Origin of the sequence: Fibrobacter sp. UWR4 (assembly GCF_003149045.1) — a bacterium.
Lineage (GTDB): Bacteria > Fibrobacterota > Fibrobacteria > Fibrobacterales > Fibrobacteraceae > Fibrobacter.
This window is the reverse complement of the sequence record NZ_QGDU01000011.1, coordinates 18,299-32,415: the sequence shown is the minus strand read 5'-3', so window position 1 is coordinate 32,415 and position 14,117 is coordinate 18,299. Positions and strand designations below refer to the sequence as shown.

10 protein-coding genes are annotated in these 14,117 nt (G+C 49.5%); 4 read left to right on the top strand and 6 right to left on the bottom strand.

Annotation, left to right across the window (positions count from 1 at the left end; translation table 11 throughout):
* The first annotated feature begins 53 nt into the window (after nucleotides 1-53).
* From nadB to BGX12_RS06045, 3 genes are read left to right on the top strand one after another with little or no spacing between them, the layout of a single operon-like run.
* Entirely contained in the window at nucleotides 54-1,637 is a 1,584-nt protein-coding gene (gene nadB / locus BGX12_RS06055; RefSeq protein ID WP_109735197.1) for an L-aspartate oxidase, read from the top strand.
* A 39-nt stretch (nucleotides 1,638-1,676) separates the two neighbouring features.
* On the top strand, nucleotides 1,677-2,738 hold the full coding sequence (locus BGX12_RS06050) for a serine/threonine-protein kinase (RefSeq protein ID WP_109735196.1): 1,062 nt from the start codon (nucleotides 1,677-1,679) through the stop codon (nucleotides 2,736-2,738).
* A gap of 10 nt (nucleotides 2,739-2,748) precedes the next feature.
* Entirely contained in the window at nucleotides 2,749-3,438 is a 690-nt protein-coding gene (locus BGX12_RS06045) for a CvpA family protein (RefSeq protein WP_109735195.1), read from the top strand.
* Between the two features lie 65 nt (nucleotides 3,439-3,503).
* On the opposite strand, the gene BGX12_RS06040 is transcribed toward BGX12_RS06045, so the two are convergent.
* Entirely contained in the window at nucleotides 3,504-4,748 is a 1,245-nt protein-coding gene (locus tag BGX12_RS06040; protein WP_233246281.1) for an amidohydrolase, read from the bottom strand.
* Between the two features lie 104 nt (nucleotides 4,749-4,852).
* Here BGX12_RS06040 and BGX12_RS06030 point away from each other — a divergent pair, with 104 nt between their 5' ends.
* Nucleotides 4,853-5,848, top strand: a complete 996-nt coding sequence (locus tag BGX12_RS06030) for a GGDEF domain-containing protein (RefSeq protein ID WP_109735192.1) — start codon at nucleotides 4,853-4,855, stop codon at nucleotides 5,846-5,848.
* Here the strand turns inward: BGX12_RS06030 and BGX12_RS06025 are convergent.
* The 5 genes from BGX12_RS06025 to BGX12_RS06005 all read right to left on the bottom strand — a co-directional run bounded on the left by BGX12_RS06025 (nucleotide 5,845) and on the right by BGX12_RS06005 (nucleotide 13,975).
* Nucleotides 5,845-7,089 (bottom strand): VWA-like domain-containing protein, encoded by a 1,245-nt coding sequence (locus BGX12_RS06025; RefSeq protein ID WP_109735191.1) that lies wholly within the window; start codon nucleotides 7,087-7,089, stop codon nucleotides 5,845-5,847. The two genes, BGX12_RS06030 and BGX12_RS06025, sit on opposite strands and share 4 nt — an antisense overlap.
* 8 nt (nucleotides 7,090-7,097) lie before the next feature.
* The gene (locus tag BGX12_RS06020) at nucleotides 7,098-8,396 is read right to left on the bottom strand and encodes a hypothetical protein (protein WP_109735190.1); all 1,299 of its coding nucleotides are present in this window, start codon (nucleotides 8,394-8,396) and stop codon (nucleotides 7,098-7,100) included.
* A gap of 161 nt (nucleotides 8,397-8,557) precedes the next feature.
* Nucleotides 8,558-9,847, bottom strand: a complete 1,290-nt coding sequence (gene hisD / locus BGX12_RS06015) for a histidinol dehydrogenase (protein WP_109735189.1) — start codon at nucleotides 9,845-9,847, stop codon at nucleotides 8,558-8,560.
* Complete coding sequence (cimA, locus tag BGX12_RS06010; protein WP_109735188.1) at nucleotides 9,838-11,412, bottom strand: citramalate synthase; 1,575 nt, start codon at nucleotides 11,410-11,412, stop codon at nucleotides 9,838-9,840. The genes hisD and cimA overlap by 10 nt, the downstream gene beginning before the upstream one ends.
* A 397-nt stretch (nucleotides 11,413-11,809) precedes the next feature.
* Nucleotides 11,810-13,975, bottom strand: a complete 2,166-nt coding sequence (locus BGX12_RS06005; RefSeq protein WP_109735187.1) for a polysaccharide biosynthesis tyrosine autokinase — start codon at nucleotides 13,973-13,975, stop codon at nucleotides 11,810-11,812.
* Nucleotides 13,976-14,117: the final 142 nt, after the last annotated feature.

The following is a 14,117-nucleotide window of genomic DNA, read 5'->3' as shown; positions in this document are numbered from 1 at the left end:
TTTTTTCTATTTATTGGATATCCAAAGTCGAAGTTACTTAACGGAGTTCGAATATGTACGATATTTTGGTCCTGGGAGCAGGCATTTCCGGTTTGAGCGCAGCCCTCCACGCAGCAGAAAAGGGTCTGTCAGTGGTCATCCTTACAAAGGGAGCAAAACCGGATGGTTCATCCAACTACGCTCAGGGCGGTATCGCAACTGTCACCGAAAAGACAGACAAATTCAAGTTCCATATCGACGACACCCTGGAAGCAGGTGCAGGCCTATGCAAGAAGGAACCGGTAAACATTCTCACCAAGAGTGGTCCCGATACCATTAAGCAGCTCGTCAAGTGGGGCGTCCAGTTTACCCCCAATCCCGCAAACCACGCAGAATTCGACCTTCACCTGGAAGGTGGTCACAGCCATCACCGAATTCTCCATGCAGCAGACCTTACTGGCAAGGAAATCATGCGCGCCCTGCTGTGCACACTCCACCAGCAAAAGAAAATTGACTACCTGGAAAACTGCTACATCAAGGATCTGATTTGCCAGGGCGAAGGCAAGAACAAGCGTTGTGTCGGTGCAAAGATTATTCACCAGAAGACTGGCATCGTAGAAAACATTTACGCCAAGGCGACCATCCTTTCTACAGGTGGCGCAGGCCGAATTTGGCAGTACACCGTCTGTCCGCCGGATAGCTGTGGCGACGGCATGGCAATTGCAGCACGCGCAGGTGCCGCTCTGCAGGACATTGAATTCATGCAATTCCACCCCACTAGTTTGTATGCACCCAGTCTCAAGAAGCCCTTCCTCATTTCCGAAGCGGTCCGTGGCTTTGGCGGCATCCTGAAAAACTACAAGGGCGAAGAATTCATGAACCAGGTCCATCCCCTGCATTCTCTCGCACCTCGTGATATTGTCGCTCGTGCCATCCACAAGGAAATGCAGCGCCTGGGTCAGACCAACATGTTTATTGACTTGACGGGTCACACCCCCAAGGACATCAAGAGCCACTTCCCCAACATTTACGCAAAGTGCAAGGAAGTTGGCGTGGATATGACCAAGGAATGGATTCCCGTGGTTCCCGCAGCCCACTACATGTGTGGCGGCGTCCTGGTAGATACCTGGTCCCGCACCGAAATCAAGGGCCTGTACGCATGTGGCGAAGTCGCTGCAACCGGCGTCCACGGCGCAAACCGTCTGGCCTCCAACTCCCTTCTGGAAAGTGTCGTCTACGCCCTCCGTGCCGTAGATAACATTGCTGAATCCGGCCTTCTGAAAGACAAGATCAGCACCTCCCATTCCAAGAAGCAGGAAAAGGTTTCCTACACCAAGTCCGCCTACTGGCGCAAGCGCCGCAAGGTCCTGCAGGACATGATGTGGACCTATTGCAGTATCGTCCGTACGGTCGCGGGTCTCAACCAGGGCCTCAAGGTCATTGCCGGCCTGGAAGCTGACGTGCAGACCGCAATCAAGAATAAGGAAACAGAAAACTTCTACTTCCTGGAATTCCTGAACGCACTTCAGGTATCCAAGATGATCCTCATTGCAGCTCTTCGTCGTAAGGAATCTCGCGGTCTCCACTACATTTTGGACTATCCCAATCCCGATCCCAAGAGCAAGCACCAGAGCATCTATCTGGGGGAAGATGAGTAGGAAGTAGGAAGTAGGAAGTAGGTAGTAGGTAGTAGAAAGTTGGCGGAAAGTAAAAGCGAAAAGCCTTCCAAGATTGGCGGGTACAAGCCCACCCAGGAATTGGGACACGGAGCCATGGGGAACCTATGGCTGTGTCACGACCCCTCCATGGACCGCATGGTGGTGGTCAAGCAGATGCAAGACGATCTGGAACAGAACGAAGGAAACGTCCGTCGATTCCTTCAGGAAGCCTACATCCTGGCACACTTGAACCATCCTGCCATTATTGCCCCCCATGCCCTCTGGAAAGAAAAGGACGGCAAGTATTCCATCTCCATGGAATTCGTCCACGGGAAGACCCTACGCGAAATTCTGGACAAGTGCCCTACCCCGCCTCTGTGGGTTGTGCTTACCGTCATTTATGAGGTGCTGAGTGCATTGGGCCACGCCCATCGCAGTGGAATCGTCCACCGAGACCTGAAACCGTCCAACATCATGATCGACAGGGATGGTCGCGTACGCCTGCTGGATTTCGGCATCGCCCATAACGACAAAGCAATCAAGCTTCTGAAGGATGACTCTACCGACCTGAGAATCACTGGCGAAAACGTCATTATCGGTACGGTCACCTACATGAGTCCTGAACAGACCATGGGGGCCGAAGCTTCTCCTTCTTCCGATTTATTCTCCGTAGGTATTATCGCCAGCGAAATGCTGCTTGGCGAAAACGTTTTCCGCGGAGCGAACTTCAGGGAAACCGCACAGCGAATCCAGCGACTTCGCGTGACAACCAAGGCTTTCCCCAAGGACAAGGTTCCGCCAGAACTTGCAAAATTCATCGTCAAGCTGTTAAGCAAGAAACCTAAGGACCGTCCCCTGACAGCCAATGACGCTGCTGAAAAGTTATCCTCCATGATGAAGGAACTGCCTAGGGATCTTTCTCCCTATATGGGCATGTGGCTTTCTGCAGTAAAGCATAGCGAAGATGGCAACATCAACGAAAACGACTACAGCACGCCCCCGCTGTACCAGGATAGCCAGGTACTTCCCCTCCTAAAGGGATTTGGCCTGGGCGCCCTGTTCGCAGCCATTGCCTACGCCATCGTCACTCACATCATGTAAATTTGACTCTATGAACGCTCTCGATATAGCAGCACTCGTCTTTATTCTGATTCTCACCTTACTTGGAATCTGGCACGGTTTCCTCCGCGGCATCTTCCGCCTGATGGCCTGGATTGCAGCAATTGTGGGAGCCTATTACGCAAACGACTACATGTCCGAATTTATCATGGAAAACCTTGGTTTCAGCCAATTCTCCACAACCGTCGTCTGCATTGCATTAGGCTTCCTGATTCCCTTCCTGTTCCTACTCCTGATCGGACACCTACTGAAGAAAGCCATTGCAGACACAAGCTTCGGTACTATAGATCGAGTTCTAGGTGGCGCTCTTGGATTTATCAAATCCTTCCTGATTTGCTTTGCCCTTTTTTCCATTCTCCACATCATGCCCTTTGGAGAATCTCTCCTGGCAACTCGCGATGCATCCGTAGGCTACAGCGTATACAAGACTTGTCTTGAAATCATGGGATTCTCTTCCGACCCCATCGACCTGGTTGGTGTCGCCGAAAAGAAGGCTTCCGAAATAACCCAGAAGGCTGTTGAAAAGGCAACCGATAAAGCAACCGAAGCCGCCAAGGATGTAAAGGATGCCGCAAAGGGCGCAGCCCTGGATGCGGCAAAGAAAGTTGCAGACGAAACAACCCAGGCCGCAAAAGAAGCAAAGGATGCTGTTGTCGAAAAGGCAACCGCAATTACAAAATAATACTAGCGAATCCAATGAAAAAGTCCTGCTAAAAAGCAGGACTTTTTTATGCTCGTAATTTAAACTTACGCTAGGCGCTTCGCGCAAAGTTCCGCTTCACGAACGATATCTTCCTCACCATCTACATGGCGATTTTCCATCACGAATTCACCATTACAAATCACGGAATGAATCGCACTGGAATCAGCCCCATAGACCCAGTTGCTGACCAGGTTGTGGCAGGGATTCAGGCGTTCGTTTTTCAAGTCCACCAGGATAGCATCCGCAAGGAAACCTTCCTTCACAAGGCCGCCTTCTACTCCATAGGCAACTGCAGTATTGAAGGATGCCATCTTCAGAACTTCATCCGCAGGCAGCGTATCCGCACGGCCGGAAGCCTTCGCCAATAGGGCCGCAAACTTCATATCCTCATGCATGTCCAGATTGTTATTGGAGGAAGCGCCATCAGTTCCAATGCCCAGCAGGATACCCGCATCCAGTAGCTGCGGGATCTTGGGAATGCCGCTATTCAATTTAAGATTAGAGCAGGGATTCAGGATAATGGCGGAACTGGAGTCAGCCATCAGTTCCATGTCGGACTTGGAAAGATGCACGCAGTGAGCAGCCACAAAATCCCCACCAAGAACACCATAGCGGTCCATCAGTTCCACGGGAGTGCATCCGTTTGCCTTCTTACAGTCCAAGACTTCCTTCTTCGTTTCCGCCAGATGGGTATGGAGAATCATTTCTTCCTGACGGGCAACCTTCACACAGCGCTTAAAAAGTTTTTCCCCAACCATGTAAGGCGAATGGGGCATCACAGCCAGTTTGACACGATCAGATTCAAATCGATGATCCTGAACAAATTTGAAATTAGCATCAATCGCCTCTTCGGAAACAAGGCCCTCCGCAAATGTCACCCCGATAGTAGCCCTGATGCCCATCTCCTTCACCACCTTCATGGTCTGTTCGCGATGCCAGTACATATCCGCAAAAAAGACCGTTCCGGACTTGATCATTTCTAAAACGGCCAAGCGGCTCCCAATCTCGATGTCCTTGGGTTTCATCTTGCCTTCAAAAGGCCAAATGTGATTCTGAAGCCATTCCTGAAGAGGCATGTCATCGGCATATCCTCTCAAAAGAGTCATAGCAGCATGGCAATGTCCATTATAGAAAGGCGGAAGAATGGCAAGGCCAGAGCAATCCACCACCTTCGCCTTTTCGAAATCCTTAGGTGTGAGCCCACCTATTTTGGCAAATCGTTTGTTAGAAATAAGGATATCGCAAAGATTGCCCTGATGGAGTACGGATTTCAAGATGGTTTTAGCCACGTAAGCCTCATGATTTTGGAGAATTATGTACAGAAAATAGCTCTTTTACAACAAAAAAATGACGTTTTTTGGCTTTTTCGACGAATTTTGTATATAATATCAGCATGAGTGAGTGTCTGTTAGAAACCCTTCCTATTTCCAGAGCAGAATTCCAGAAGCTGGAAATTTTCAAGAATGTGACTTTTGAAAGCCTGGCAGGCTATCTGCTAGGTTGTAAGACGGTTGTTGCTGAAGCCGGTGAACTTCTGATTGACCCGGAACATCCACAACGCCGTCTCATTATTATTCTTGAAGGCGTCCTCGAAGCGAAAGTGGAAGCCAAAGGCGGAAACTTTTCCACTCACATTGAAGCAGGTCACTGCGCAGGTGAAATGTCCATCTTCGATAACATCAAGCCCAGCGCCAATGTATATGCAAAAGTGCGTAGCCGTCTTCTGATTATTGAACCGAATATGGCTCTTGCAATGATCAACGCTTCCCATGATCTATGTTTGAACTTCCTGCACTTGCTTAGCCAGCGCCTCCGCAACAACACCCAGGTTGTCTGCGAAGAAGAATACCATATTCGCTGCATTGAGGAAAACGCAAAAGTGGACGCCCTTACAGGCCTCCACAATCGTCGTTGGCTCGAAGATATGTACACTCGCGAAATCAATCGCAGTAACGCAGGTAATTTCAAGTTGTCCGCATTCATGATGGACATCGACCATTTCAAGCACGTAAACGATACCTACGGCCACCTTGCAGGGGACCAGGTGCTCATTTCCGTAGCACAGACAATCGTGCAGTGTCTAAGACCGTCCGATATGCCCGTCCGTTATGGCGGTGAAGAATTCACGGTGTTCTTACCGGGTACATCTACCGAAAACGCAAAGGTTATAGCCGAACGTCTGCGCGCCAGTGTGGAACGCAAGGAAATTACGCTCCCCTCCGGAGAAATTATCCATGCTACAATCAGCGTAGGCTTCACGGAACGTGTTGAAAACGATACCGTCAGCTCCATCATCCAGCGCGCAGACAAGGCTCTCTATCACGCCAAGGAAAACGGACGTAACCGCGTCTGTCTGACCCTTGACGGTGATGACATGTTCCTGTTCTAGTTCATTTCAATTACCGTACCGGCTTTCCCTTCTTTACAGCCGCCCTTGGTGATCACCCAGATTACCTCTAGGCCCTCGATTTGCTCCGGCGAGATATTGTCGGCAAATCCATCGGTAAGGACAACCACCTGGGAGATTCCCTTGGACTTAGCATGTTCAAACACCGGTGCAAAACAGGTACCTCCCCTACCCTTGAATTCAATTGCATCAATGGTTCGGCGGGTAAAGAGAACATTTTCATCGGGATCCTTTACATCCGTATCGAAACTCCAGAGGTATACCCCTGTATAGTTTGCAATACGTTCGATTTCCACAATGAAGCGGGAAAGATCTGCAGACCCCACACTACCCGAAGTATCGGCGTATACAGCCACAGGTTCTACACTTTTAGTAGTACTTCCCAGGAAAGGCTTACCATAGTGTTTATTCCAGCGGCGGCGGGAAGGCAGCTTCTGATAGCTCAGGAAAGGCCCCATCTTTAGCCTAAGGATATCTCCCCAGTTCAAAGGCTGTTCCTGAGCCTTCTTGACCATTTCAATGGCATTGACTCCCAGATGTCCCCAGGAATGGTTACGTTCGATGTTCTCTACCACATTACGGACGTAGTCATCAATGAAGGCGTCTTCATCATATCCCTCACCATGCTTTTCATCAATGCGGTGCTTAACGATCTTACCAAAGGGGCATTTTTCACTGATTTCCATGCCCCCATCTCCAAATTCGTTTCCGGCACCAGGAATAGGGACTAGGACAATAGTATCATCCGGGAATTTCTTGTCCAGCAATTCCATGTACTGTTCGTAACTAAGACCATCCTTAAATCCGAACATGCTGGGAAGAAGACCAATGATTTCACCCTTCTTCTTCTCCCCCACATCTTCCTTGAAGCGAGGCATCTTGACGCCAACTTCTTCAGGAATCATGCAATTGATGGCGAGGTCCATGGCCACGTTTTCCTTACGGGCACGGCGCAAGTCACCGGAGGTTCGATGGGTGCAATGATGCAGAAGCACATGCATCATTTCGTGAATCAGAACGAAAGTTCTTTCTGACTCTTCCAGGGAAGAGAAGAACTTCGGGTTATAGCACAAAGTGATTCGGCCATTCTGGACCTTGACACCGAGAGTTTCAATAGATTCGGTAGGCATCTGCACCATGCCCACCAGCATGTTAAAGCTGAACGGGCTATAGAGCAGAAGTCGACACAGGGTACTTTGGAAAGTTTGTTCAACTTCTGTCATAAGGCTCCTTAAGCGGCGATCCTGATATCGTCACGGTCCATATCCGCTTCCGTCAGGTTATGCTGCTTAGTGAATGCAGCCACCCAATTTTCGTAAGCGGAGGGTTTGCCACCCTTGCGTTCCTTGTTCATCATGCAGCCGTTAAAGACCTTGTGACGGCGTGGAGTACTGCGCCATTCCATGAACTGATCCTTACATTCCTTCTGCCACCCCTTAAGGAAAGCAGCTACAGCTTCACTGGGACAACATTCCAGGAAACCAAGGATATTCTTGGACTGCTTTTCCGTAAGCGTAGCCTTCTGGACCATATCCAGCAGGCCATGAGCGGCGGGCACAGCTGCCTTGGGATTCACCTTGAATTCTGCAGTCAGGTGCTTGCCCAACTTTTCAGTGAAGTTGTTCAGCACTTCGTTCAGATCAATTTCGTGCTTGCATTCCAGTTCGCAGAATTCTGCAAACTTAAGACCATAGCTGAAGCCCACATAGCTAGCGGCAATGTCTGCCAGGAAGGCCTGATTACCGCTGGTAATGTCATCACGGCTGTCTTCGAATTTCTTAAGACATTCCCCCAACTGAGTCCAGTCTCGAGGACAGGGGCCCTTCTTGCCCTGAACAGACAGTTCTTCGATGGTCTTGGTGGGAAGGACAATGAAGTCCGGATACTTATGAAGGAAGCTATGGATGACCTTATGGATGGAACCATTTTCCACACGGCGACTGAAGTCTTCCAGATACTCCTTATTGGTAGGAGCAAAGATGAAGTTCTTGATACGGCTTTCCTGAGCCGGGTCACGACGGGTGCCGTTATAGATCTTGGCATTATCGTTATCTGCACATACCACATAGGTGTTTTCCTTCAGATTTACACCGAAGAGGCGATGTTCCAGCAGGAGTTCCATGATACCATCCTGAATGACAGCGTTACCACGCTTGCATTCATCCAGGAAGAGGACATAAATATCATCGTACTTGGTAAGACGGCTATACTGCTTGCCATTTTCGGCATAGAGCTGAGCCATTTCGTCATCGTATTCCTTACAGGTCGGAATCCAGCTGGGAGGGCAGTTATAAGTACGACCACCGAATTCCTGGAAGTTACCGATGAGATCTGCCGGATCCATGATGGACACGCAGCGGCTGATGACGTGGACACGTTCCACAGGGATGTTGTGCTTTTCCGCAATCAGCTGGCGGAACGTATTGTGGACGTAGGAGGTCTTACCAATACCATGGTTACCCATAAGACCCAAGGTGTGAGAAGGCAACAGGCCATTCTTCACGAAGCGATTGATAGAATTAATATCCATATTTTTTTTGATTCACCTCTTTTGCTTTACATATCTTTTATCGACTTTAGCAAAGGAAATGTCAAATAGATTATGAGAAAAAAAAAGACCGGTCCACCTCGAGGTGAACCGATCATTAAAACATAAGAGAATTACAGATGGAGGCAATGCCTCTCCATTCATTACAAACGCTTAAGCACAGCCTGTGCGTGATGGTAGAAACCTTCTTCCATTGCAACGGCAGCAATTGCCTTGGCGTTCTTCTTGATGGCCTTTTCGCTGTAGCGGATGATGGACATACGCTTCAGGAAGTCGTACACGCCCAGGGGGCTGAAGAAGCGGCCAGTGCCGTTAGTGGGCAGCACATGGTTGGGACCTGCGAAGTAGTCGCCCACCGGTTCAGAAGACCAATGACCGATAAACACGGCGCCGGCATTTTCAATCTGTGCAGCCATAGACTCGGCCTCGTCGGTCATGACCTCGAGATGTTCCGGAGCAATCTTGTTTGCAATGGCAACGCCATCGAACCAGTCCTTCACCACGAGAATACGGCCGAAGTTGTCCAGCACCTTCTGGAGCAGTTCCTTCTTGGGGCTGTTTTCCACCTGGACATCCACGCAGGCAGAAATCATCTGGGCGGTCTGCATGTCATCAGTGATACAGATGGCAGCTTCGAAACCGGAACCGTGTTCAGCCTGGGAAAGCAGGTCTGCAGCAACGAAGTCAGGATCAGCGGTCTTGTCGGCCATGACGAGAACTTCGGAAGGACCAGCCACCATATCGATATCAACAACACCGAAGACTTCCTTCTTGGCGACGGCGGCAAATACGTTACCCGGGCCCACAATCTTGTCGACGCGTTCTACGACAGTCTTGCCCTTGGCATCCTTGGCACCGTAAGCCAATAGGCCAATAGCCTGAGCGCCGCCAATGTGGTAGACTTCGGTAATGCCCAGCTGCTGCAGCACGAAGGCCACGGCGCGGTTGATTTCACCCTTGATGGGGGTCACCACCACGATGTCTTCAACGCCAGCAACCAGTGCGGGCACTGCGTTCATAATAACGGTGCTGGGGTAAATGCCGGCACCACCCGGAACGTAGAGGCCCACGCGCTTCATGGGGCGGATACGCTGACCAAGGACAACACCATCCTTGCCTTCCATGAGCCAGGATTCTTCCATCTGATTCTGGTGGAAGTCGCGAACGTTCTTGATGGCCTGCTTCAGAGCCTTCTGCAAATCAGCGGGGCACTTGGCGGCAGACTTCGCAATTTCCTTTTCGGAAACGCGGATGTTCTTGCCCTTCAGGCCATCGAACTTCTGGGCGTATTCCACAGCCTTTGCGTAGCCGCCCTTCTTGATGTCAGCAAGGATATCTACAACCTTGTTATAAATCTCGCGGCTGGGTGCGACTTCGCGACCGCAGATGCGTTCAATCTCCTTAGAGGAGGGAGTAGCCTTAACTATTTGCATTTCTTAGTTTCCTTCAAAATCTTGTAGCACAGACCGTCCATCAAGGCAAGCCAGCTGGCTTCGATGATGTTGGTGCTGACGCCTGCCACATTCCAGTGTTCCTTTTCATCGCCGAAGGTTGTCCATACGCGAACGAGAGCGTCGGAGCCAACGGAAGAACCCAGAACGCGGACCTTAAAGTCGTCCAGTCGGACCTTGGCCATGTACGGGAAGAACGGGAGCAGAGCCTTGCGGAGGGCTGCGTCCAGAGCGTTCACCGGACCGTCACCTTCGCTGACCTGATGGCTGATCTTGTCGCCAATCTTCAGCTTGACACTCGCCTGGGAAACAGAGACTCCCTGAGGGGTCTTGTCTTCGGTGACGCGGTAGTTCATGAATTCAAAGGGCGCGGTGAACATGCCCAGCTGGCGATACACCAGCATCTTGAAGCTGGCTTCGGCAGAGTCGAAGTGCCAGCCAGCGTTTTCCTTTTCCTTGATGGCAAGGAGGAGCTTTGCCACCATGGGGTCCTTCTTGTCGATGCCCGGCTTGATAGCCTTCAGCTTTTCTACAACCAGAGAACCGCCAGCCTGATCGCTGGTGACGAACACGCGGTCGTTGCCCACGGAGTGGGGGTCCACATGTTCAAAGCTGCGGGAAACCTTCATGACGCCATCGATATGGGCACCGCCCTTATGAGCGAAAGCGGCCTCGCCCACATACGGTGCGCGAACGTCGCTAGGAATGTTCACGATCTGATCAATGCTCAAGAACAGCTTGCGGAGTCCAGCCATCTTCTTGGCGGCAAAGAACTTTACGCCCATCTTGAAGTTGAGGTCAGCCATGATGGTGGTAAGGTTTGCGTTACCGCAACGTTCACCATAACCGTTGATGACACCCTGAATCATGGATGCGCCGGACTTCACGGCGTAGATGCTGTTAGCCACAGCAAGGCCGGAGTCGTTGTGAACATGGATGCCCAGAGGTACGTCTACATGTTCCTTGACGGCTTCAAAAATTTCTTCCAGTTCCCAAGGCATGGTACCGCCGTTGGTATCGCACAGAACGATAAAGTCCGCACCACCGAGAGCGGCAGCCTTCAAAGTTTCGATGGCATATTCAGGATTGGCCTTATAACCGTCGAAGAAATGTTCAGCGTCGTAAATAACTTCCTTGGAATGTTCCTTCAGGAATTCGATGGAAGACTGGATCATGTCCAGGTTTTCTTCCAGTGTGGTATGAATGACATCCGTAACGTGAAGGTCCCAGCTCTTACCGAAGATGGTCTTTACTGGAGCTTCAGACTTCACCAATGCCTGGAGCAACGGATCCTTCTCGGGAAGAATCTTCGGGCGGCGTGTGCTACCGAAAGCAGCGATCTTGGCGTGCTTCAGCTTCAGCTTCTTCACTTCGCGGAAGTATTCTTCGTCGGTGGGGTTGCTCGGGTTGGGCCAGCCGCCTTCAATGTAATCAATACCGAAAGAGTCAAGAATTCGAGTAATCTGGATTTTATCGGCCAGAGAGAGACTAATCTTGCGATCTTGATTGCCGTCGCGCAGCGTGGTGTCATAGATAAAACATTTCATGGGCGCAAAGATAGAAAAGTGATTAGTGATTCGTGGTTTGTGATTAGGATTTAGGGGCTAGGATTTAGAATCTAGGGGATTTTAGGGGGTAGGGTCTAGGGGCTAGGGGTTAGGGCTTCTAGATGTATATGCTTTTGATTTCTGGATAGGTTCGTCTTTAAATTTTCATATGGAGTATTCCCAACATCCCTAATCTCTAGTCTCTAGTTTCTAATCTCTACTAGGATCTAGGGGCTAGGGGTTAGGGCTTCTAGATGTATATGCTTGCGATTTCGGGATAGTTACAACTTTAAATTTTCATACGAAATATTCCCGACATCCCTAATCTCTAATTTCTAGTCTCTAATTTCTTTCAGGTAAAAAAAAAGAGCAGGACGAACCTTGCTCTCTTTTTTGTTTATTTCTTCTTTTTTCGATTGCTGTAGTAGCCGTACTTACCGTAGCCATAACCACCATAGCCGTACCCATAGCCACGGCCATCATGTTCCACATGATTCATCACAAAGGCATGAGGCTTGTCTCCACAGCGTTCCACCTTGATCATGGATTCCTTTATCTGTTCCATGGAATGGCGACCATAGTGGAGAACAAACAGAGCGAAATCCACCACAGGGTAAATAAGTTCCGAATCAGTTACAAGATTCAGAGGAGGAGTATCCACCACGATCATGTCAAACTGTGACTTAGCATCTTCAAGAAGTCTCTTGAAGTTTTCTCCACGGAGAAGTTCACTAGGAGCAACTTCGGAGTTGCCTGCACCAAGGGCAAACATGTTCTTGACAAGAGTTTCGGATATGACATTGTCCAAAGGAACCTTACCCGATAGGACGTCACCCAAGCCCTGACGATGCTTACTATAAACAACACCACGACGCATGTCTGCGTCAATCAGGAGGACTCGCTTGCCGTTCGTAGCATACAGTGCAGCAAGGTTCTTGGAAACAAAGGACTTACCCACGCCCGGCACCATACCGGTAACCATGACAACCTTCTGATTGGCAATACTAAAGTCAATTGCAGTATAAAGAGAACGGAAAGCTTCACTTGCAGGATCGTCCGGAGACTGTTCAACCAGGGGCAAAGTATTCTTCCCCTTCTTGCGATGATGCAGGATGTTGTTGTCAGATTCAGGAATCTTGGCATAAACGCTAACACCGGTTGCACGTTCAATTTCAAGAGAACTGCGGACACCACGCTTGGTCATCTGGAGCAAGTAAATCAGCAGTGCTCCAAGGAGGAACGCGCCAGCCACACAACCCAGGAAAATCATCTTCTTGTTAGGCTTAGACGGTTTGCGTTCAATCTGGGCATAGTCAACAACACGAACATTACCCACTTCACCTGCACGAACCACGCGAAGCTGCTGGATATTATTCAACATGGATGTATACTGAGCATTTTGAACAGCAACCTCTTCCTGGAGACGAAGTACTTCCTGCTGAGTCAAAGGCATCTTTTCTGCAGAATTCTTCAACTTGGAAAGTTCGGCACGAAGGCGATTTTGCTGTTTGACGATGGTCTGGACGGAGGGATGTTCTTCCTTGAAAAGACGAGTAGCTTCCTGGCGCTGCTGTTCAAGTTCCAGAATCTGACGTTGCAAGGCAGCGTCCTTTTCAAGATGGGCGCGGGTTTCACCCGTCATATCCACAGAACCAATCTTATGGCGATAATCGGCCAAGTTCTTTTCAGCAGAGTCTAGTTTAGCCTTAACGCCCGGAAGTTGCTGTTCCAGGAATTCCAAAGTCTTTTCAGCTTCAGCACTGCGCATTTCCACATTTTGACGCAGATAGACATTGGCAATAGAGTTCAGAATCGCAGCTGCACGATCCGGATACTGATGCGTAAAGGACACTCCGATAATGCCAGTCTGCTTGCCCTTTTCGGCGACATTCAGCTGCTTGACTAATGAGCGGACTGCATCCAGAGGATCCGATTCAACAAGCACGAACATTTGGTCCGGTTCAGCACGCATCCTCTTCACCAGGATGACCAAAGAGTCTCCCCCATAAGGAGCGACCAATTCCTTGCCAAGCACACCGCGAGCAAGTTCCGTTTCTTCGGGAGTAATAATCGCGTAGGTGGAATCGTCAATAGTCCTTGCCATCCATTTTTCAGTAATGGCAATTTCGGGAATATGAAGGTTTTCAAGATCCATACGGCCTTCCGTATGAGTCAGTCGCTTAATCGGATCCTTGGGATAGGCGTTAAAACAAAGATTTTCCTTCTGAACCACATAACTCAGGACCATGCGGCTCTTCAACAACTCAATTTCCGCCTCGGCAGGATTGGCCACATCAAGTAGCGCACCCATTTCGCCCATCGCCTTGCCAGCCTTGTTTCCCTTTACGTCAATTTGCAAAAGGGCATCGCTAGTATATTGGGGACGAGCCCAATTGGAAGCTAAAAATCCAATACCGCAACCGACGATAACACATAAAATCAAAAAGACCTTATGCTTCAGGAGAATACCCAGTACTTCAAGAAGATCGATTTCGTCATCCTTAGTAGGGACTACGCTCACTTGATTCACGCTCTGAAGATTATTCTGAGAATTCAAATCCATTGTCAACCTTTACAATCATTCGCGCAAAAGATAGCAAAAACCATTTTTCAAAAAAGTTTTTTGTAACATCCATATATAAAAAAGAGAAGGTTACGTTGAAAACAACGCAACCATTCCTAATACAAGGCAGGAAAACCTGCTC